Below are 21,271 nucleotides of genomic sequence, written 5' to 3'. Positions count from 1 at the left end.
AAATTGCGATATAGGAAAGAATTTTTTCACGGAGCCTCCTGATGAAGCATCTGATACTCGGCACCGCCGGGCACATTGACCATGGTAAGACCTCGCTGGTGAAGGCGTTGACTGGCGTTGACACGGACCGTCTCAAAGAGGAGAAGGCCCGCGGCATCACCATCGAACTCGGCTTCGCGCACCTGGAACTGGCGAACGATCTCCGCTTCGGCATCGTAGACGTTCCCGGACACGAGCGCTTCGTCCGCACCATGGTCGCCGGGGTGGGGGGGATGGACTTGGTCCTCCTTGTCATCGCCGCAGACGAGGGGATCATGCCCCAGACCCGCGAGCACCTGGAGATCTGCCAGCTCTTAGGCGTGAAGCGCGGCATCGTCGTCTTGACCAAGAAGGACATGGTGGACCCGGACTGGCTCGACCTGGTGACCGAGGAGGTGCGTGAATACCTCGCCGAGAGCTTCTTGGCCGGAGCGCCCGTCGTGGCGGTTTCCTCCCGTACCGGGGACGGCATCGACGCGCTGAAGGCCGAACTGATAAAGATGGCGAAGGAGATCGAGCAGAAACGGGTCGATTCGCCTTTCCGCCTCCCCGTTGACCGCGTGTTCACCGTGACCGGCTTCGGCACCGTGGTCACCGGTACGCTTCTGTCCGGTGCCGTCACCGTCGGCGATGAGGTGGAGATCCTCCCCTCCGGCATCGCCTGCCGCGTGCGCGGTGTGCAATCCTTCGGCTCCAAGGTGGAGAAGGGTGGGGCGGGCGAGCGCCTCGCGGTGAACCTGCAGGGTGTGGATCACACCGAGGTGCAGCGCGGCGACGTGGTCGTCCCGAAAGGTCTTTACAAGCCGACCAGCGCCGTCGACGTCCGGCTCAACTACCTCGCCTCTGCCCAGAAGGAGTTGAAGCACCGCGCCTCGATCCGGCTTCATTCGGCCACATACGAGGTACCGGCCAAGATCATCCTCTTCGACCGCGATGCGCTGCAGCCGGGCGAGAGCGCCTACGTGCAGCTGCGCCTCGAGCACCCGGTGCTCCTGTTGCCGGGAGACCCCTTCGTGCTGCGTACCTACTCGCCGCAGGCGACCCTCGGCGGGGGCGCCGTCCTCGACCCCGCCCCGCCGCGCCGCCGTCGCCGTTCCGCCGAGGCCCTCGAGCTTCTGGCCGCCGTCGAGTCGGGCGTCGACCAGGACCGCATCAGGCTTCTCGTCGACTCCTCGCTCCTCTCCGGCATCTCCATCCAGGAGATGGTGAACCGCTCCGGCATGTCGGGCAAAAGGATCGAGGGTGCACTGGCGCCGCTTCTTTCCAGCGGCGCCGTGCTGCAGGTGGTTAAGGAGCCGCGCATCTTCCTCAGCAAGGACGCCTTTGCCATGCTGAAGAAGAAGCTCTCCGACGAGCTGGTGGAGTATCTGCAGGAGAACCCGATGCAGGAGGGTATCGGTAAGGAAGAGCTGAAGTCGCGCATCCCGAGGCGCAGTGACGCGCGCTTCTTCGGGCCGGTGCTGGCGAGCCTCGAGAAGGACGGACTGGCGCTTTCCGACCGCGAACTCGTCAAGCTACCCGGGCGCAAGGTGGGGGTAACCCAGGACCAGGCGAGCGTGCAGCGCACCCTCGAAGACGCCCTCACCAAGGGGTGGTTCGAGCCGCCGACCCTGAAGGAGCTTTGCGATCTGGTCGGCGCCACCGAGAAGCAGGTGCTCGATCACACGAACATGATGTTCCGCGAGGGTAAGGTGGCGAAGATCAAGGGTGACATCTTCTACGCGCCCGGCGCAGTCTCCGAACTGCGCGAGAAGCTCGTCGGCTTCCTGAAGGAGAAGAAGGAGATCACCCCTCCCGAGTTCCGCGAGCTGACAGGGCTTTCCAGGAAGTTCATGATTCCGCTCCTGGAGTATTTCGACTCTGAAAAACTCACCATCCGCATGGGTGACAAGAGGATCCTCCGCAAAGGATAAAAAAAGGCCCCCGAATTTCGGGGGCCTTTCGCTTTGTAGGAGCGAATAATCATTTGCCCTCTTCATGTGCCTCATTGCCTATCTTGCCATATGCGGTGGTCACGGCGCCGGTGGCTGGGCGAATTATTATTCGCCCCTACAACAGTCACCACCACGTTGGCGCCTGTCGGTACCTCACCAAATGTAATCCCTAGCGATGTCGCGCTTGTCGCGGCCGTAGAGGATGTGGAAGGCGCGAAGCTTCTTGAGCGCGACCGGCGAAAGACTCCCGAGCGGCAGGTAGATGATCCTCTTGTTAAGCCGCGCGGCGTGCTGCTTCATGAAACTTCTCGGCGGCTTCGCCGCGGCATAGACCACGTCCTTCTCCAGCGAATAGTCGAGCGCCGCCAGCAGGAGCAGCTCTCCTTTGCCGGTGGCGTGCCGGTAGTCCGGATCGTGCCAGACGTCGACCATGCGGCGCGGGGGATAGCTCAAGAGAAATCCGCCGTACTCGCAACGCGAGATCCCGGGACCGACGATGTTGTCGGTGGGCGGGGTGGCGTAGAAGGCCATGTCGGACTCTTGGGCGTGCTCCCCAAGCCAGGTCATGCAGTACGGGTACCTGCTCCCCTCCTTGTCCTCGTCGAAGACCACCACGACGCACCCGACGCCGCTCTTCAGGCGCTTGTTCTCCTTGACGTAAATCTTCCCCTCGTGCAGGTTCCGGAGCGTCTCCCGCATGTCGACCCCGTCCAGAAGGGACGACGTGAAGGGCTCACTTTTGCTCCCCTCCTCGCTCAGCTGCCGCGCGCCGATCCGCTTAAGGTTCCGCCCGTATTCCTCGATGCTCAGATCCTCAGGGGGATAGGAGCAGATGTACGGATCGTCGAAGCCCTCCAGCCAGTCCCCCGGCCGCTTCTCCTTTTTCCGGTTCATCATCTTCAGGTACGAGAACCCCTTGGCGCGCACCCGCTCGCGCGGCCGGAAACGGATCCTCTTCGTGGAGGACCAGAGCTCGTCGGCGGAGAGCCGTATCGTCGGGAGATCGCTCGTCTCGCGCTGCCAGGGATAACGGGCGGCGAGCCGGAAGAAGGCGTAGGCGAAGTTGTCGTCCAGGCAGCCGCGGGCGGCAGCCAGCATCTGAAACAGGTCGGGAAGGAGCATGCGCGTCATGAGCGCGTAGTTGCGGGCGAACCTGAAGAAGGCGCGCTTCTGCCAGAAGTGCACCTTGTCACCGGTCTCCTGGCGGTAGTGACGGGCCGCCTCGAGGAACAGGCGCAACATGATCTTCTGCCGGTCGGGGAACTCCCCTTCCATCCCGATACGGTGGGCGCTCCTTTGCACCGATTCCGCCAGTGCCTCCTCCTCGGGGATGCTCTCTTTCCCACCCAGGATCAGCTCGAAGGCGTTGAAGCTCTTTCTGAGGGAATGCCCGTTGGCGGCGGGCTCGGGACCAAGAGGCGTCCTGCGCGTCTCGTACACCGCGGAGAGGAAGGGGTACTCGGCGAGCACCTCGTGGAGGCATTCCGGGTGCAGGTTGAGGATGGTGATCCCTTCGCGCCGGGTCCTAGTGAGCGGCTGGGCGAGTGGCGCGTCGAAGGAGTGCCGGATCCTTTCCAGGTGCGACATACCGCAGATGAAGAGGACGCGTTCGTGCTGCGCCGAGAGCTGCTTCAGGCGGTAGGCCATGCCGCGCTCGCGGCGGAGGTCCTCCTCGCAGGGGGGGATCTCCCGGTAGAGTTTCGCCACCTCCCGGTAGAAGGGGTCGAGGCCTATGCGCTGCACCGAGTAGGAGTCCGGCAGGTGATCCGGGTGCGACGGGTAGGAGTCGAGGTCGATGTCGACGAGATGCAGCGGGACCTTACGCTCCAGGGCGAGCCGGGCCCCTTCGATCAGCGGATCGGCGGGTTCGATGAGCAGGAAGACGGACTGGGCGGCGACGTGGTAGGCGAGGACGGAGACCTCGGGGAGGCGCCGGACGCCGCGCAGAAACTGTTCTTCCAGCGTCTGCGGCAGCTCGATGGCGACGCAGTCGGGCTTCACGCGGTCAAACGCCTCGCGTACCAGGTGGGCGAACTCCATCCGGTAGTGCAGGACGGGGAGGGCGTGGACGTTGCCGAATTGTTCCAGGTAGAGTCGGTCGGGCATAAGTCCAGCCTACTTCAGGTAGCGCAGCGCCTCTTCGCCGAGGATCCGCTCGACGGCGAGCGGCAGGAGCTCGTGCGGATCCTTGTTGGTCGCCGACATCATCTTCAGGGCGTAGCGCGCGATGTTGATGCCGTCGCGCACAGAGTACGGTTCGTCGGCGGCGTGGCCGCGCTGCAGGAACTGCACGACGTAGTTGAGGATAGAGCTCCCGGCGAAGGGAAGGTTCTCCTTCAGGATCGCCAATTCCTCGTCCGCCTCGGGGAAGTCGATGAAGAGCTGGGGCTGCAGGCGGGAGTGAATGTACTCGGGGACCTCGAAGGTTGAGGAGTCCTCGTTCATGGTGACGACGATGCGAAAGTCGGGATGGGCCTTGATCCGCAAGCCGGTGATGATCGACTCGACGTAGCGGCGGTCGTCCAGAAGCGGCGCAAGGGAGGCCCAGGCCTTCTCGCTCATCCGGTTCCCCTCGTCCAGAATGAGCACCCCGCCTGAGATCATGGCGGAGACGAGCGAGGACGCGGCGTACTGGATCGCCCCCTCGGGGCCGATCACCGGCGTCACGATCAGGTCCTCGGGACGGGTGTCCATGGTCGCCTGGAAGAGGTACACCTGGCGCCCGAGCCTCTTTGCGGCGGCGTAGGCGAGGGTGGTCTTCCCGACGCCCGGTTTACCGATCAGGCGCGGGTTGAAGGGGATGTCGCGCTCGTCTATCACCATCCAGGCCGCCAGAAGCTGCCGGAGCAGTTCCTCGTCCCCCACCCAGCGCAGCGGGAGCTCTATGGGGTTGGCGAGGGTGAGATTTATGCCGTCTATCGTGGTCCTGTCCATATAAACCTCAGGTGTTCATCTCGTGTCCGTACATCATCACCAGCCGGGCGCGGTTCTCCCGGCAGGTGCGGCAGAGTTCGCCCGCGTCCTTCCAGAACTCCTCGGCCAGCCACTGCCCCGCTTCCCCGTAGAGGGAGTCGGGCTCGTTCTCGTCGAATTCTATCTTGCAGATGCTGCAGGTCTTCATGCCTTCGCCGTTCTCACCAGGTCCGCCAGGCAGTCCAGGAATATCGGGTCTGAGTTCAGCGACTCGATGCGCTCGAAGCGCTCGATGCCGTACCCCTTCGCCTCCTCGCCGTACTGGATGTCGATCTCGTAGAGGGTCTCGATGTGGTCCGAAACGAAGGAGAGCGGCACCATCAACAGGTTCCTTTTCCCTTCCTTCGCCAGTTTCTCGATGGTTGCCTCCGTGGAGGGCTCGAGCCACTTCACCCGGCTCGCCTTCGACTGGAAGCAAAGGAGATGGTTCGCCTCGCCTACCTGCTCCATGACGAGACGCCTGGTCTCTTGTATGTGGTCGAGGTACGGGTCCCCTTCGTCGATGAAGGATTGGGGCAGCGAATGGGCGGAGAAGACGATCTGCACGTCCTTCCGGTCCGGGAAAGCCTGCAGCCCCCGCATTACCTTCCCCGCGAGCGCCTTGATGTAGAGGGGGTGGTCGTAGAAGCGGTCGATGAAGGTCAGCTCGAAATCGGCTCGCGCCTCCTTCAGGACGCGCTGCAGTTCGTTCACGCTGGAGCCGGTGGTCGCCTTCGAGTAGTGCGGGTAGAGCGACAGCACCACGACGCGCCTGATCCCCTCCCGCTTGATGGCAGCGAGGGCGTCGATGGTCGAAGGGCGGGAGTAGCGCATCGCCACGAAGCAGCGGTAATTCTCGCCTAAAAGCGCCTGCAGTCCCTCCCGCTGGGCCTCGGTCAGCTCCCGGATCGGGGACTTGCCGCCGATCTGACGGTAGTACTCCGCGACGTGCGGGGCGCGCTTGTTCACGATGCGCCGGGCGATGAAGGGCTGCAGGAAGGAGGGCCCGATCTTGATGATGTCGCGGTCCGTGAACAGGTTCATGAGGAAAGGGTGCACGGCGTCGAGCGAGTCGGGTCCACCCATTTGCAGCAAAAGGACTGCGGTTTTTTCTGACATGACGACCTCTTCTGGGGAGTTGGCAGCCCGAGAAATGTAGCAGAAAACGCCGGGAAGGAGAACTGGTTTAATTCATTGGGAAGGGGGAGTGGGGAAATCAATTAACAGGGATGAAGGGGCCTCCCTTTCATCCCTGTTAAAACTGATCTTTGCCTGGCGGCTTAGCGGATACCGGCCTTGGTGAGGTGGGGGGCGTAGCGTTTGTCGGTCCCCTTGATGTGGTTCACGAGCCAGTTCTGCAGGAATTCGATGACGTCGTGGGTAAGAACGGTCTCGCCCGACTTGAATTTCTCCTGAAGTTCAAGCACCTGGCGAACCAGGTCCCTATGTTGCTGAACGTGCGCCGTTTCTTCGGGATAGCCCGACTTGCGGAAGGCCTCTTCCTCGGCAGCGAAGTGGCTGCCGGTGTACTCGATGAGGCGCTGCAGCACCGAGCCGATGGCGTCCTTGCTCCGCTTGTGCTGCATCGCCTGCGACAGCTCGTTGATCATGGCGAAGAGCTTCTTGTGCTGGTCGTCGAAGGTGTTGATGGTGGTGGCGTAGCTCGGGTCCCAGACCATCGCGTCGGAGAGCTGGAAGTGGGAGACCAGCTCGTGCAGTTCATCAACCTGTTGCACCAGTTTGCCGGTTGCCGCCCTCGTGTTCCGGGCGCTCTCCACGTTGCTGTTCACGACGCTGGTAATCATCTGGATGTTGCTGGTGATCTCGTGGGTCGTGGCGGTCTGCTCCTCGGCGGCGGTGGCGATCTGGGAGAGCTGCATGGTCAGGTCGTTGATCATGGTGAGGATGCCGGCGAGCGCCTCGCCGGAGCGGCAGGTTTCCGCCGTCCCCTGGTTCACCTGCTCGACCCCTTCGCTCATGGCGCCGACCGCCTCGCGGGTCTCGCTCTGGATCGACTTGATCATGGCGTCGATCTCTTTCGTGGCCCTCGTGGTCCGTTCCGCGAGCGCCCTGACCTCGTCGGCCACCACGGCGAAGCCGCGGCCGGTCTCGCCGGCGCGCGCGGCCTCGATGGCGGCGTTCAGGGCGAGGAGGTTTGTCTGGTCGGCGATGTCCTCGATGGTGCCGGCGATGGCGCCGATCTGGTCGGAGCGCTCGCCGAGGCCCGCAACCGAGGTCGAGGTGGTGGTGACGCGCTGGGCGATGTTCTCCATGAGCTGCGCGCTGCTTCTGACGATGGCGGCACCGGCGTTGGTCTCGTCGGTGGCCCGGTGTGCGTTCTCGGCGGCCATGAGGCAGTTGCGGGCGATGTCTCCCGAGGTGGCCGACATCTCCTCGCTCGCCGTGGCGATCGTCGAGGCCTGCATGGCGACATCTTCCGCGGCGGCCGCCATTGCGTCGTTGGTGGCGCTCACCAGGGCAACGGAGTCGCGTACCAGGTCGGTCACCGTGAAGAACTGGTGCATGGTCTTGTTCCAGTCCCCCATCATGTTGTTGAAGGATGTGCCGATGCGACCGATTTCTCCGCTCGCGATCTGTTCCACCCGGCAGGAGAGATCGCCTCCCGCGGCAGCCTCGATCGCTTCCGCCACGTCTCGCAGGGCGCGGGTCTCGCTGCGGGCAACCTGCCAGCACAGGAGCGCTGAGATTAGGAATATGATGACACCGGCAAGCACCATTCCGGCGATGTTGCCGCAGCTGCCGACGACGATGGTGGAGGCAACCGTCGCACAGATAGCAATCAGGTTGATCGTGATGAGGCGGGCGCTGAAAGACATGGACGATCTCCTTTGCAAACACGACATTTGGGAGTTTCAAGGAGTTTATCGTCTGCCCGGGCGGAAACTTTAACTATTCATGAGCATTGTATACGGGAATCGAGGACTGCCCGGCAGGATGTGGTGGAGGGCATGACGATGCCCCCCCTTGCTTCCGCTATCGCCAGGAGGTGCGGCCGCTGTCGGTGCCGGGGGAGCGATCAATCGTACCGGCGACGAACCTATGGGCGGCGCCGTCTTGCTTTTGATGCGCCTTTTCTGACCGCTCTGCCTGCATCACGAAGCCGCAGGACAGGATGATAACCGCCATGATGAGTTTCGCGGGAAAAGCTTTCATAACCGGCCTCCTTTGGACTGGGGATATCGGGGTACTCCGCTGGACTGCCTTTGCTTGGAAAAATATTGGCCCAGTCTAATGTAATGATAAATTAAGTCAAGTCTAATCTTGACCCGGTGCGGCTCATGATCGAACCGTTGCAGGAGATGAAGCCTCGTCCTGGCCCGTTCCGTAAGGAAATTTATTTGCCTCCGGTGGACAGCCGGGAATCATCATTTATAATGAGCACTTGTTTTTTTCACATGAGAGATCGGACGGAGTCATATGTGATCATTACGGCCATAAGGCGCATGGTACTTGTCGGAGCGATGGCGGCGTTGCTGTTCCCCGCCTCTGCCAAATGCCATGTTGAAGAAGAGACAACTCCGCACGCTGAGCATCAGGGCGCCTCGAAGCAAGAAGAAGGGAACGTAGGGCTTGAGGAGCATCTGGGGAAAAAGATCCCGCTTGATCTGGTCTTCACCGACGAGAGCGGGCGGCAGCGGCGCCTCGCCGAGCTCATCACCGGTCCGACCGTCATCCTCCCCGTCTATTATTCCTGCACCAACGTCTGCAACTACCTTCAGGAGGGGCTGGCGCGGGTTCTTCACGACATCAAGCTCACCCCTGGAAAGGACTACCGGGTCCTGTCGGTGAGCTTTGACGAGCGCGAGACGCCGCAGCGCGCGGCCCGCTCCAAAAAAATGTACGAGACGGTGATGAAGGGGAAGTTCCCGGAGGGGAACTGGATCTTCCTGACCGGTGACCCCGCGAACATCCGCAAGCTCACCGATACGGCAGGCTTTCATTTCCAGCGCAAGGGAAACGATTTCGTCCATCCGGTTGTGAGCTTCGTGGTGGCGAAGGACGGCATGATCGTGCGCTACCTCTACGGCACGCAGTTCCTCCCGAAGGATCTGACCCTGGCGCTCATGGAGGCGAAACAGGGGAGGATCGGGACTACCATCAGCAAGATGGTGAGCTACTGCTTCAGCTTCGATCCGGAGAGCAAGAGTTACGCGTTCAACCTGCTGCGGGTGAGCGCGACAGTCATCATCGTTTGTGTGGTCGGCTTCCTGATCTTCCTGATCCTGGGCGGCAAGAAGACGGATAAAAATAAAGGCAAGGAAACCTAAACTGCGGATCTGCAGGGTTTCGGGGGAATAAATGAGTCAAGAAACGGCAACTGCGGAAGGCGGGTTCTGGAGCGATTCCGGCAAGACCGGGATCGGGTCCTGGATCTTCTCCACCGACCATAAGCGCATAGGTCTTATGTACCTTTACTGCGTGCTGAGCTTCTTCATGGTCGGCGTCCTGTTGGGGGTACTGATCAGGCTCGAGTTGATCGCACCGGGGCCGACCATCGTCACCGCCCAGACCTACAACGCCCTTTTCACGGTGCACGGCGTGGTGATGATCTTCCTCTTCATCATCCCGGGGATACCGGCGTCGTTCGGGAACCTGGTGCTGCCGATCCAGTTGGGCGCGCGCGACGTGGCCTTCCCGCGGGTGAACCTCTTTTCGTGGTGGCTCTACGTCATCGGCGCGGTGATCGTCCTGGTCTCGCTTTTCACCGGCGGTGGCGCCCCCGATACGGGATGGACCTTTTACGTCCCCTTCTCGGCCCGGACCACGACGAACGTCTCCCTCGCCGTTTTCGGTGTCTTCATCTTAGGCTTCTCCTCGATCCTCACCGGCATCAACTTCGTGACCACCATCCACAGGATGAGGGCCCCGGGGATGAACTGGACCCGCATCCCCCTCTTCACCTGGAGTCTCTACGCGACCGCCTGGGTCCAGATTCTCGCCACCCCGATCATCGCCATCACGCTCCTTCTGGTGGTGACCGAGCGGGTCCTGGGACTCGGCCTCTTCGACCCGAGCCGGGGCGGTGACCCCATCATGTTCCAGCACATGTTCTGGATCTACTCGCACCCGGCGGTCTACATCATGATCCTCCCCGGCATGGGGGTGATCTCGGATATCATCCCGGTCTTCTCGCGAAAGCCGATCTTCGGGTACAAGATGATCGCCTTTTCGAGCCTCGCCATCGCGGCGGCCGGTTCCGCGGTATGGGGGCACCACATGTACACCTCTGGGATGAGTGACTTAGGCGTCATGGTCTTCTCCTTCCTCACCTTCCTGGTGGCGATACCTTCCGCCATCAAGGTGTTCAACTGGGTCTCGACCATGTACAAGGGGTCGATATCGCTGGAGGCGCCCATGCTCTTCGCGCTCTCCTTCATCCTGCTCTTCTCCATCGGCGGGCTCTCCGGCCTGATCCTCGGCGCCGCCTCCACCGATATCCACGTGCATGATACCCACTTCGTGGTCGGGCACTTCCACTATGTCATGTTCGGCGGCACCGGCTTCGCCTTCTTCGCCGCCGCGCACTACTGGCTTCCCAAGTACTTCGGCAGGCGTTACGAAGAGAAGCCCGCCATCATCGGCTGGGTGCTCATGTTCATCGGCTTCAACGTCCTGTATTTCACCATGCAGGTACTCGGGATGGAAGGGATGCCGAGGCGCTACTACGATTACCTCCCCGAGTTCGCCCGCCTGAACTTCGTGGCGACGGTGGGGAGTTGGATCATGGTCGCGGGGATTCTCATCGTGCTCTGGAACCTGTGGCGCGGGCTGCTGAAGGGTGAGCCGTTCACCGGGAACCCGTGGGGGGGCGCCTCGCTGGAGTGGAGCATCCCGACCCCTCCGCCTACCGAGAATTTCGAGGAAGATCCCGTGGTGACGCACGGACCGTACGACTTTAAAGGGGCGGGGGTCCCATGAGCCATCTGGAAAAGGACACTTTCGGAGCCAAACTCGGCATGTGGCTGTTCCTGTTCACGGAGATACTTCTCTTTGGCGGGGTATTCATCCTTTATTCGGTCTACCTGACCAGGTATCCCAAGGAATTCGGCCTGGGGGGCAAGCAGCTCGACCTGGTCTACGGCGCCACCAACACGGTGGTTCTTTTGACCAGCTCGCTTTTTGCGGCGATGTCGGTCACCGCGATCAAGCGCGGCGCCAAAACGGCGACTCTCACTCTGCTGGGTGGGACCATCGGCTGCGCCCTTATCTTCCTCTTCATCAAGTACCTCGAGTGGAGCGCCAAGTTCCATCACGGCATCTACCCGAACTCTCCGAAGCTGATTGCGGGGCCTCCGGGGGAGTCGATCTTCTTCGGACTGTACTACCTCGCCACCGGCCTGCACGGCATACACGTGATCATCGGCTCGGTCCTTATGGCGTGGACCGCGGTGATGGTGCAGCGGGAGGTGTTGCATGCAGGGGACAACGTGACGCTCGAGAACGTGACCCTTTACTGGCACCTGGTCGACCTGGTCTGGATCTTCATCTTCCCGCTCTATTACCTGATCCTTTAACGGCGGGTCGGGGCGTGGATCGAGATATACCGGAGATATGAACATGACAAACGAAAGCGCGGAACACATCCTGAGTTACGGGAAATTGGTTACCGTCTGGGTCACCCTCCTGGTGCTGACGGCGGCAACCATCATGGTCACGCGCGTGGAGCTTGGCGTCTGGAAGGTCTGGGCGGCGCTTGCCATCGCGAGCATCAAATCGGGCCTCGTGATCGCCTTCTTCATGCACATGAAATACGAGCCGCGGCTGTTCCGCATCATCCTGTTCGTGGCTCTTTTCACCCTGGCCGGTTTCATCGGGGGAACCTTCTTCGACGTACTCTACCGATAAAGGGGCGAACGTGGAAAATCAACTACTCACAACGACGCAAGCAGTCGATCCCGTGTTCATGTTCCTCTTTGGTGCCTGCCTGGTGCTGCTCGTCGGGATCACCGCAACCATGATCTTCTTCGTGGTCCGTTACCGCCGTTCGAAGAACCCGGAGCCGACCTCGCAGGTATCGGGAAGCCCGCTTCTCGAGGTGATCTGGACCTTGTTGCCGACGATCCTCGTAATGGGGATGTTCTACTACGGCTGGACCAGCTACCTGTCGCTCAGGACCGTGCCGAAGAACGCCATGCAGGTGAAGGCCGAGGCGCGCATGTGGTCCTGGGACTTCATCTACCAAAACGGCAAGCACAGCCCGAAGCTGGTCGTCCCGGTGGGAAGGCCGGTGCAGGTGAACCTGGAATCCGAGGACGTGATCCACGGCTTCTACGTCCCGGCCTTCCGCATCAAGCGCGACGTCGTGCCGGGAATGAAAAACCACGTATGGTTCGTTGCCAGTTCGCCCGGCTCCTACGACCTCTTCTGTTCGCAGTACTGCGGCACCGGCCACTCCGCCATGATAACGACCGTGGAAGCGGTCCCGGCGGACAAGTTCGAGGCGTGGCTGAACGAGAAGGCGGCAGAAGGCGGGGCGGCCAAGGGTAAGGCCCTGCTGGAGAGCCACGGCTGTCTTGGCTGTCACTCTCTGGATGGTTCGACGAAGGTGGGGCCGACCTTCAAGGGGCTCTACGGGAGCCAGGTGAAGGTGACGCGCGGCGGAAAGGCGGAGACGGTGAAGGTGGACGAGGCGTACCTGCGCGAGTCGATCCTGAACCCGGGTGCGGCCATCGTTGAAGGCTTCCCCCCGATCATGCCGAAGAGCGACATTCCGGAAGGCGACCTGAAGGTGATGGTCGAGTTCCTGGAAGGAGAGAAGTGATCTTTCCAGCACGAAAAACGATAGCCGGGATGTGCCGGTTGTTCAGGCTGCCATTGGCGCTCATGAACGGGACGGCGGCGCTCGGGGGGTACCTGCTCTGCCGTGAGGCGCGTCCCGGCGTGTCCGGGCTCATGCTCCTTATCGGCGTGACCCTCATGGCGTGCGCCGCTTCGGCCTTCAATCAGCTCCTCGAGCGCGACGTGGACGCCCTCATGCGCCGCACCATGACGCGCCCGCTTCCCGCTGGAGAGCTCGCACCGCGCTGGGGGGCGACGATCGCGGTACTGGTCCTTTTGTCGGGTGCCGTCATCCTTGCCGCTCTCGGCGCTGTGCCCCTTCTCCTCGCCCTGGCGACCCTTGCCTGGTACCTCGCCGTCTACACGCCGCTCAAGCGGCGCACCCCCTTCGCACTCCTCGCCGGGGCCTTTTGCGGCGCCCTTCCGCCGCTCATCGGCTGGAGCGCCGCCGGGGGCGCGCTCGGCGATTTCAGGATCGTCCTTTTGTGCGGCATCCTGTACCTCTGGCAGGTCCCCCACTTCTGGATGCTGCAGAAAAGGCACGCCGACGACTACCGGCTCGCCGGGTTTCCGCTGTTCGCGCCGCAGAGTTTCCGAGGTCCCGGACCGTTTCTCGTGCTCTGGCTTGCCGCCGTCGTCGCTGCGACCCTGATGCTCCCCGCCTTCGGCCTCATCGCCGGCAGTAACGTATCCCTTTGGTGCCTCGCCTTCTGCGTCCCGCTGCTGCTCACACCGTTTCGGCGTCTCGAGGCGGCAGCTTACGTCGGCATCAACGTTTTCCCGGCGTTGGTCACCCTGGCGCTGTACAGCACGCCGTAGCCTTCCCTACGGGAGGCATTTTGAGAAGGAGTTTTCATGGCAGACAAGGAAAAGTGCGAGCAGCCTGCGCGTCACAAGGCACACATGTGCAAGCTGAAGAAGGATGGCCGGATGGACGAGTATGAGCGGCACGGGGAGAAGCCGATCGTCTACTGCAACAAGTGCCGCGTGCAGGCGAACGACCCGCTCGTGGTCTGCAACCCGAGAAGCATCAAGCCCGCGCGCTAGCCGCGACCACAACCCCTCAACGCAAAGGCGCCAAGCCGCAAAGACGCAAAGGTTTTAACCATCCTTTGCTTCTCAACGCCTTGGCGCCGTTAAAACATCAAGGTTCTAAGCCTTTCCCCTTGGTCTTAAGTTTTTATCCCTTTTATCCCCTTCATCCCTGTTAAACGGTTTTGGGGTTTTCTCAGCGTCTTGGCGCCTTCGCGTCTTTGCGTTGAGCCTTTGTCTTTTTGTTTATCTGACCACTCCGAGCTCGCGGCCGATCTGTGTGAAAGTTGCGAGGCCGGTTTCCAGGTCCCCCTGGGTGTGGGCCGCGCTGATCATCACGCGGATGCGCGCCTTGCCCTGTGGCACGGTCGGAAAGCCGATCGGCATCGCGAAGATGCCGGGCTCGGCGGCGAAAAGCCTGCGCGAGAACTCCTGCGCCACGGTCGCCTCGCCGAGCATGACCGGGGTTATCGGCGTGACGCTCGCCCCTATGTCGAAGCCCGCGTTTTGCATCCCCTCCTTGAAGTAGCGCGTGTTGTCCCAGAGTTTTTCCACGAGCGCGCTGCTCTCCTCCAGAAGATCAACGGCGGCAAGGCAGGCGGCGGTGTCCGCAGCAGTCACCGCACTCGAGAAGAGGAAGGGGCGCGCCTTCTGCCTGATCCAGTCGATGACGACCTTCTTCCCCGCGATCACCCCACCCATGACCCCGAACGCCTTGGAGAGCGTGCCGATCTCCAGGTCGAACTTGCCGTTCAGCCCGAAGTGATCGACGATGCCGCGCCCGCCCCGCCCGAGCACCCCCTCGCCGTGCGCATCGTCCACCATGGTGATGATGCCGTGGCGCTCGCAGAGCTCGAAGAGCCGGTCCAGGGGCGCTATGTCACCGTCCATGGAGAAGACGCCGTCGGTAATGAGGAGCGCGCGCCGGTACTGCCCAACGTTTTCCCTGATCACCCGTTCGCAGTCCTCTAGATCGCAGTGCTCGTAGACCAGGATTTTCGCCGAGGAGAGGCGGCAGCCGTCGATGATGCTCGCGTGGTTTAGCCGGTCCGTGAAGATGACGTCCCCCTTCCCCACCATGGGAGGGATGGCGGCTTGGTTGGCGCAGAAGCCGGACTGGACGTAGAGCGCGTCCTCGACCCCCTTGAAGGCAGCCAGACGCGCCTCGAGCCGGCGGTGCAGTTCGAGCGTCCCGGCGATGCTCCGCACCGCGGCCGGACCGACGCCCCACTGCTCCACCGCCTCCTGCGCCGCCTTCTTGAGGCGCGGGTGGTTGGCGAGCCCAAGGTAGTTGTTGGTGCAGAAATTCAGCACCTTCTTGCCGTCCACCACCATCCAGGGGCCGCAGGCCGAGCCGATGGTGCGTATGTTGGTCCTGAACCCCTGCGCTTCCAGGGCCCCCATCTCTTCGTTGATCCAGGCGAATTTATCGGTCATCTGAGTTACTCCTCTACGTATTCCCTCCCCCCTTGCGGGGGAGGGGCAGGGTGGGGGGGAAGGTGCCACCTGCATCGCTACTGGCAAATTCACCCACCCCCCAGCCCCCTCCCGTCAAGGGAGGGGGAGACCCGGTGCCGTTCTTCCCCTATTCCTCAACCCAGTTAAGGATGACCTTGCCTGCGTTGCCGCTTCCCATCGCCTCGANCTCTACGTATTCCCTCCCCCCTTGCGGGGGAGGGGCAGGGTGGGGGGGAAGGTGCCACCTGCATCGCTACTGGCAAATTCACCCACCCCCCAGCCCCCTCCCGTCAAGGGAGGGGGAGACCCGGTGCCGTTCTTCCCCTATTCCTCAACCCAGTTAAGGATGACCTTGCCTGCGTTGCCGCTTCCCATCGCCTCGAAGGCCGTCTCGAATTCCGTGTAGTGCATCCGGTGCGTGATCACCGGCGTGATGTCCAGCCCCGTCTTGATCATCGACTGCATCAGGTACCAGGTCTCGTACATCTCGCGGCCGTAGATCCCCTTGATGGTGAGCATGTTGAAGATCACCTGATTCCAGTCGATGGCGAGGTCGCCAGAAGGGATGCCGAGCATGGCGATCTTGCCGCCGTGGCACATGTTGTCGAGCATCTCCTTGAAGGCGGACCCGTTGCCGGACATCTCGAGACCGACGTCGAAGCCCTCCTTCATCCCGAGCTCCTTGCGCGCGTCGGCTAAGGTCCTCTCTTTTACGTTCAGCGCGACGCTCGCCCCCATCTTCTTCGCCAGGTCGAGCCGGTAGGGGTTCATGTCCGTGGTGACGATGTGGCGCGCCCCGGCGTGGCGGGCGATGGCGGTGGCCATGATGCCGATAGGGCCGGCACCGGTGATGAGGACGTCCTCCCCCAGGACCGGGAAGGCGAGTGTGGTGTGGGTCGCGTTGCCGAAGGGGTCGAAGATGCTCAAGACCTCCATCGGGATGCTCTGGTCGGCGTGCCAGACGTTGGTCACCGGGATGCAGATGTATTCGGCGAAGGCGCCGGTGCGGTTCACCCCGATCCCCTTGGTGTCCTTGCACAGGTGGCGTCGACCGGCGAGGCAGTTGCGGCACCTGCCGCAGACCAGGTGTCCCTCGCCGGAAACGATGTCGCCGATCTTCAAGTCGGCGACGTTGCTGCCGATCGCCGCGACCCTCCCGACGAACTCGTGCCCGATCACCATCGGCACCGGGATGGTCTTTTGCGCCCAGGCGTTCCAGTCCCAGATGTGCAGGTCGGTGCCGCAGATCGCCGTCTTGTGCACCTTGATCAGCACGTCGTTTATCCCCATCTCGGGGACCGGGACTTCGTCCAGCCACAACCCCGGCTTAGGGTATTTCTTCACGAGCGCGCGCATGGTCTTTTGCATGGTGGGACTCCTTTAATGTGGTGGCCGTTTTCGGCTCGTTAATGTTACCAACATCAAAGGCCATGTAAATAGCGTGCGCTGCAAAAGAAGGACTAGGGATACTTCAATTAATACCTGCGTCCGTAATACCCGCCGCCGCGGTCATAACGGCCGTCGTAGTCGTAGTAGCCTCCGCCATGGTGCCGTCCGTGATAATAGCCGTCGTCCACCGGGACGAGGAGGCAGCCGGCCAAGAGCGCCGGGAGGACGACTAGTGCCAACAATATCCTAGTAAGCTTTTTCATCTGAGTTCTCCTCTTTACTGGACCCATTGCCAGTACTGTCAGATTAGGAGAAAAATGAGGATGAAATATGGAGCAAATGAGAAAAAAGATGTGCATGTTCTGGTTGGTGAAACTGATCTGCTATGATAAGAGGGTCACCAAGCACAAAGGAGAACGCTATGAGCGAAAACGAGACCTGCCCAAAACCAAAAGAGCATAAGGCACACATGTGCCAGTTGAAACACGAGGGAAGGATCGAGGAGATGGACAGACACTCGGCGAATCCCAAGTTCGTCTGCAACAGGTGCCGCGCCAAGGCTGACGGGGAAGACTACCTCTGCAACCCGCGGCCGCTGTAATCCTGACGTCCCAGCCGCGGCGTCGCCTGCTGCGCGACGGCCGCGGCTTTTCCTCGCCGCCCCTCCCATTTTTCGTGAGAGCTCCCACACCATTAATGCTTTAAGCCGGCGCCGTAAGCTGCCGATAAATGAGCATACTCTTCCCGCAACACCTACTTTCGGATACCCGGGTGAGGTACGACAAACACCAAGAGGTCGCGATGCGTAGTAAAATTGCACATCTTCCCAGCGTCCGGTGGTGGCTTCGCTGGTGCCTTTTGGCGCTGCTGCTCACCGCGTCGCCGCTGTACGCCCAGTCCACGGTACCCCACCTGCTGGTCATCAACTCCTACAACTACGGTTACGACTGGTCCGACGACGAGATGCGCGGGCTGCGTGCGACGCTGCTCAAGAAGCTGCCCCGCATGGAGATGCTGGTCGAGCACCTCGATACCAAGAAGTTCCCTGACAAGCGGCACTTCCCGGAGCTCGCCAACCTTTTTTCCATAAAGCATCGCGGCATCAAGTTTGACGTGGTGGTGGCTCTCGACAACGCCGCCCTCGAATTCGCCCTGCGCTACCGGGAGCGCCTCTTCCCGGATGTCCCCCTGGTGTTCTGCGGCATCAACGACTACGAGCCGGAGATGGTCGCCGGGCAGTCGAAAATCACCGGAGTGGCGGAGTACCACGACATGATCGGGACTGTCGCTCTGGCGCTAAGACTGCATCCCGGGACAAAAGAGGTGGTCGTAGTAAGCGACTACTCCGATACCGGCCGCGCCATGCGCCACGAATTGGTCACCTCGTCCGCTAAGTTTCCTAACGTCGCCTTCCGCTTCCTAGGCGACCTGCCGTTGGAGCAGGCGGCTCAGCAGTTGAAGGGGCTTTCCCCTGACGCACTCGTTTTGATGCTCTCCTACACCATGGACCAGAGCACCGGCCGTTCTTTCACCCAGGCCGAGGCTGCACGCATTGTAACCGCGGTGAGCCCGGTGCCGGTCTATGCCGTGCATGCTGCGCAGTTGGGATACGGCGTGGTCGGCGGCATGATGATGGAGGGTAGGAGCCAGGGGGAGAAGGCGGCTGAGCTTGCGGTGAGGATTCTTTCGGGCGAAAACCCGTCGACCATCCCGGTCATCACTGGCACCCTTTCGCGTCCCATGTTCGACGACACCTTGCTGCGCCGCTGGGACATCGACCGGCGCAAGCTCCCGCCGGGGTCGCTTCTCATCAACGAGCCGGTTTCCTTCTATGCGGTCAACAAGACCGCCTTTTGGACCGGCTCGCTCTTCGCTCTCTTCGTGGTCTCCGCGCTCGCGGCGCTGTATTTCAACAACGACAGAAGAAGACGGCTCGAGCGCGAGTTGCAGTTCACCGAGGAGCGGTTCCGGCTCCTGTTCAACAGCGCCGGAGACGCCATCTACATCCATGACTTCGATTTTCGCATCCTGGAAGTGAATCAATCGGCCTGCGACCGGATGGGGTATAGCCATGACGAATTCATGGAACTTACCCTTAACGACATCAACTCGCCGCAGCAGCGCGAGAAGCTCCCGGAGCGCCTGGATGCGCTAAAGCGAGAAGGACGCGCCCTGTACGAGTCGGAGCATCGGACCAAGGACGGCACCGCGGTTCCCATCGAGGTGAGCAGCCGGCTCATCGATTACCTGGGGCGCCCCGCTATCCTCAGCGTCGTGCGCGACATATCGAAGCGCAAACTCGTGGAGCGGCGCGAGAGCACCAGGCTCAAGATCCTTGAGCAGATGGCGACCGGGGCGAGCTTGGAAGAGCTTCTGGTCTGCATCGTCGGCTTCGTGGAACAGGAGAGCCCGGGTGCCCTCTGCTCCGTGCTTCTCGCCAACGAAGAAGGGACCCAGCTCATGCACGGCGCGGCGCCGAGCCTTCCGCCTGAGTACAACCGGGCGGTGAACGGGCTCAGGATCAGGGAGGGGATGGGATCGTGCGGGACCGCGGCATTTCTGAAGCGGCGGGTCATCGTCGAGGATCTGGAGGCCCATCCCTATTGGAAGGGATTCCGGCCGGCGTTTGAAGCAGGGCTCAAGGCCTGCTGGTCGGAGCCGGTGCTGTCGGTGGACGGAGAGCTCCTCGGCACCTTCGCGGTTTACTATCGGAGCTGCCGCAGCCCCGGCGATGCCGAGCTTGCCCTCATCGAGTCGGCCGCGCACATGGCTAGCATCGCCATCGGCCGGGTGCGCAGCGATGAGAGCCGCTTCCAGCTCGAAGAGCAGATGAGGCAGATGCAGAAAATCGAGGCGATCGGGCAGTTGGCAGGGGGACTCGCCCACGACTTCAACAACCTGCTCACCCCGATCTTCGTCTACGCCGACATCGCCAGGAAGAGCATGGCGGCTGATGATCCGAACTGCAAGAAGCTGGAAGGGATCCTCTCCTCCGCGCACAAGGCGGCCGACCTGACGAAGAAGCTGCTGTCCTTCGGGCGCAAGCAGCGGCTCAACATGGAGGTCCTCGAACTGAACGAGGTGATCCGGGCGCTCCTCGATCTGATGCAGCGCACCATAAGGGCGAACATCGAGATCAGAACCAACCTGACCGATTTCGGCGCCTGGATCTTTGCGGACCGGGGGCAGGTGGAGCAGGTCCTGATCAACTTCGCGGTGAACGCCCAGGACGCCATAAAAGGGAATGGGACCATCGTGATCGAGACCGGGAACGTGCTCCTGGACGACGAGTTCGTGAGGGTGAACCCGGGCACCAAGCCGGGCCCCCATGTTCTCCTTTCCTTCGCCGATAACGGCTGCGGGATGAAGGAGGAAGTGCTGCAGCACATTTTCGAACCTTTCTACACCACGAAGCCGGTGGGTGAGGGGACGGGGCTTGGGCTCGCCACGGTCTACGGCATCATCAAGCAGCACAACGGTTGCATCAAGGTGAAGAGCAGGGTGGGGCACGGCTCCTCGTTCCGGGTCTACTTCCCTGCTTGCGCCGCCGAGGCGAGCGCGGGAGCGCCGGCCGTGGAGGTCGCCCGGAAGGTCGAAAGTAAGGACAACCGCGCCACCATCCTCATCGTCGACGACAACGAGGCGATCCGTGAGATGGCCGTGGAGCTCCTGCAAGCGTCGGGTTATCGGGTTTTGGTTGCTGAGACGCCAGCCCGGGCGCAACAGATCGCCGGGCAGCCGGGAACTGCCATCGACCTGCTCGTCACCGACGTGGTCATGCCGGAGATGAGCGGTCCCGAGCTTTACGAGCGCCTCGCCGCGGGCATCCCGGACCTGCCGGTACTGTACATCTCCGGCTACACCTTCGACGTCGAGGTGCACAACCCGCAGCAGCACGACCGCGTCAGTTTCATCCCGAAGCCTTTCACATCGGAGCAGTTCCTTGCCGGCATCGAAAATGCCGTCACGGATGCCGCCCGCCGCTAACTCTGCAAGCACCGTTGCGTCAACGAAATAGTGTGTCCACGGAGTGCCGCAGTTGACCTCGCGCTCCCCCCTTTGCGAAGGGGGGCTGGGGGGGATTTGCCTTTGCTCCCGGTATGGCCGGTTCAATAATTGTTTAAGCACCACGCAGAGTGTGCAATGGACTCTTCAGCGGGTGCTTGTGTGTAATGAAAGGCTAAATCCCCCCTGCCCCCCCTTCGCAAAGGGGGGAACTTGCCGCCATGCTCACTGCTTCGAGGCTAACGCACACACGTTTCCCAGGAATTCCCGGAAGAACCTTTGCGAAGGGGGGGCGGGGGGGATTTGCTCTTTGCTCTGCAGTCCCAGCCGCTCACATTCCAAGTAGTAGCTCTACTCGTAGACGGTACATTGACAGTTGCTCGGCACCTGGCGTCTGCCTGACTATGGCCGCTTCAGCAGGTGCTTGCCTGGTCCAACCAAGGCAAATCCCCTCTGTCCCCCCTTCGCAAAGGGGGGAACGTTTGGGCATGCTCTCTGCTCCGACGAGTAACACCAATGTCTCCCCGGAATTGCCTGAAGAACTCTCTTTGAAGCGGAACCGCCCCTTCACCTGTCTGTGTCATGCCTGAGTGGAAAGTTCTGGTACTATTCTAACGGTAACTTTCCTCTTGAAGTAAATATGGCATGACTACCAAGTGCGA

Annotated in this window: 19 protein-coding genes; 10 read left to right on the top strand and 9 right to left on the bottom strand. The window is 61.7% G+C overall.

Annotated features, from left to right (window positions below; genetic code table 11):
- The first annotated feature begins 41 nt into the window (after window positions 1-41).
- The gene (gene selB, locus E8K79_RS13775) at window positions 42-1,952 is read left to right on the top strand and encodes a selenocysteine-specific translation elongation factor (protein WP_136515223.1); all 1,911 of its coding nucleotides are present in this window, start codon (window positions 42-44) and stop codon (window positions 1,950-1,952) included.
- 174 nt (window positions 1,953-2,126) lie between these two features.
- Here selB and E8K79_RS13770 read toward each other — a convergent pair whose 3' ends face one another.
- The 6 genes from E8K79_RS13770 to E8K79_RS13745 form a co-directional block, all read right to left on the bottom strand.
- Complete coding sequence (locus tag E8K79_RS13770; RefSeq protein ID WP_136515222.1) at window positions 2,127-4,079, bottom strand: TraB/GumN family protein; 1,953 nt, start codon at window positions 4,077-4,079, stop codon at window positions 2,127-2,129.
- A gap of 9 nt (window positions 4,080-4,088) precedes the next feature.
- A complete protein-coding gene (locus E8K79_RS13765; RefSeq protein ID WP_136515221.1) occupies window positions 4,089-4,907 on the bottom strand; it encodes an AAA family ATPase in 819 nt (272 codons plus the stop codon).
- Window positions 4,908-4,914: 7 nt separating this feature from the next.
- Entirely contained in the window at window positions 4,915-5,094 is a 180-nt protein-coding gene (locus E8K79_RS13760) for a hypothetical protein (protein ID WP_135869020.1), read from the bottom strand.
- Complete coding sequence (gene hemH, locus E8K79_RS13755) at window positions 5,091-6,044, bottom strand: ferrochelatase (protein WP_135869021.1); 954 nt, start codon at window positions 6,042-6,044, stop codon at window positions 5,091-5,093. Before hemH ends, E8K79_RS13760 begins: the two co-directional genes overlap by 4 nt.
- A 161-nt stretch (window positions 6,045-6,205) precedes the next feature.
- Window positions 6,206-7,762, bottom strand: coding sequence for a bacteriohemerythrin (locus E8K79_RS13750; RefSeq protein WP_136515220.1), 1,557 nt, complete (start codon window positions 7,760-7,762; stop codon window positions 6,206-6,208).
- Between the two features lie 157 nt (window positions 7,763-7,919).
- Complete coding sequence (locus E8K79_RS13745; RefSeq protein ID WP_135869023.1) at window positions 7,920-8,099, bottom strand: hypothetical protein; 180 nt, start codon at window positions 8,097-8,099, stop codon at window positions 7,920-7,922.
- A 266-nt stretch (window positions 8,100-8,365) separates the two neighbouring features.
- On the opposite strand from E8K79_RS13745, the gene E8K79_RS13740 reads away from it, so the two are divergent.
- The 7 genes from E8K79_RS13740 to E8K79_RS13710 are packed head-to-tail and all read left to right on the top strand — an operon-like array spanning window position 8,366 to window position 13,772.
- Window positions 8,366-9,214 carry an SCO family protein gene (locus E8K79_RS13740; protein WP_246043825.1) on the top strand — a complete coding sequence of 283 codons (849 nt, stop codon included), beginning with the start codon at window positions 8,366-8,368 and terminating at the stop codon, window positions 9,212-9,214.
- Between the two features lie 31 nt (window positions 9,215-9,245).
- Window positions 9,246-10,865 carry a cytochrome c oxidase subunit I gene (gene ctaD / locus E8K79_RS13735; RefSeq protein ID WP_136515219.1) on the top strand — a complete coding sequence of 540 codons (1,620 nt, stop codon included), beginning with the start codon at window positions 9,246-9,248 and terminating at the stop codon, window positions 10,863-10,865.
- Window positions 10,862-11,461, top strand: a complete 600-nt coding sequence (locus E8K79_RS13730; protein ID WP_136515218.1) for a cytochrome c oxidase subunit 3 family protein — start codon at window positions 10,862-10,864, stop codon at window positions 11,459-11,461. The genes ctaD and E8K79_RS13730 overlap by 4 nt, the downstream gene beginning before the upstream one ends.
- Before the next feature lie 43 nt (window positions 11,462-11,504).
- The gene (locus E8K79_RS13725) at window positions 11,505-11,792 is read left to right on the top strand and encodes a cytochrome C oxidase subunit IV family protein (RefSeq protein ID WP_129125109.1); all 288 of its coding nucleotides are present in this window, start codon (window positions 11,505-11,507) and stop codon (window positions 11,790-11,792) included.
- 10 nt (window positions 11,793-11,802) lie between these two features.
- Window positions 11,803-12,708, top strand: a complete 906-nt coding sequence (gene coxB, locus E8K79_RS13720) for a cytochrome c oxidase subunit II (protein WP_136515217.1) — start codon at window positions 11,803-11,805, stop codon at window positions 12,706-12,708.
- Between the two features lie 29 nt (window positions 12,709-12,737).
- Window positions 12,738-13,544, top strand: a complete 807-nt coding sequence (locus E8K79_RS13715; protein ID WP_136515216.1) for a protoheme IX farnesyltransferase — start codon at window positions 12,738-12,740, stop codon at window positions 13,542-13,544.
- Between the two features lie 36 nt (window positions 13,545-13,580).
- Complete coding sequence (locus tag E8K79_RS13710) at window positions 13,581-13,772, top strand: hypothetical protein (protein WP_136515215.1); 192 nt, start codon at window positions 13,581-13,583, stop codon at window positions 13,770-13,772.
- A gap of 231 nt (window positions 13,773-14,003) precedes the next feature.
- Here the strand turns inward: E8K79_RS13710 and E8K79_RS13705 are convergent, their stop codons facing one another.
- The 3 genes from E8K79_RS13705 to E8K79_RS21310 form a co-directional block, all read right to left on the bottom strand.
- On the bottom strand, window positions 14,004-15,194 hold the full coding sequence (locus E8K79_RS13705) for a glycine C-acetyltransferase (RefSeq protein WP_136515214.1): 1,191 nt from the start codon (window positions 15,192-15,194) through the stop codon (window positions 14,004-14,006).
- Window positions 15,195-15,539: 345 nt separating this feature from the next.
- The gene (gene tdh, locus E8K79_RS13700; protein WP_136515213.1) at window positions 15,540-16,583 is read right to left on the bottom strand and encodes an L-threonine 3-dehydrogenase; all 1,044 of its coding nucleotides are present in this window, start codon (window positions 16,581-16,583) and stop codon (window positions 15,540-15,542) included.
- A gap of 107 nt (window positions 16,584-16,690) precedes the next feature.
- Window positions 16,691-16,867 (bottom strand): hypothetical protein, encoded by a 177-nt coding sequence (locus E8K79_RS21310; RefSeq protein WP_198419822.1) that lies wholly within the window; start codon window positions 16,865-16,867, stop codon window positions 16,691-16,693.
- Between the two features lie 158 nt (window positions 16,868-17,025).
- On the opposite strand from E8K79_RS21310, the gene E8K79_RS13695 reads away from it, so the two are divergent.
- Entirely contained in the window at window positions 17,026-17,205 is a 180-nt protein-coding gene (locus E8K79_RS13695) for a hypothetical protein (protein WP_136515212.1), read from the top strand.
- 200 nt (window positions 17,206-17,405) lie between these two features.
- Window positions 17,406-20,591 (top strand): PAS domain S-box protein, encoded by a 3,186-nt coding sequence (locus E8K79_RS13690; RefSeq protein WP_162604666.1) that lies wholly within the window; start codon window positions 17,406-17,408, stop codon window positions 20,589-20,591.
- Window positions 20,592-21,271 lie beyond the last annotated feature (680 nt).

Origin of the sequence: Geomonas edaphica, assembly GCF_004917075.1 — a bacterium.
Taxonomy (GTDB): Bacteria; Desulfobacterota; Desulfuromonadia; order Geobacterales; family Geobacteraceae; genus Geomonas; species Geomonas edaphica.
Note: the sequence above shows the minus strand (reverse complement) of the source record. Positions and strands in the feature narration are given on the sequence as shown.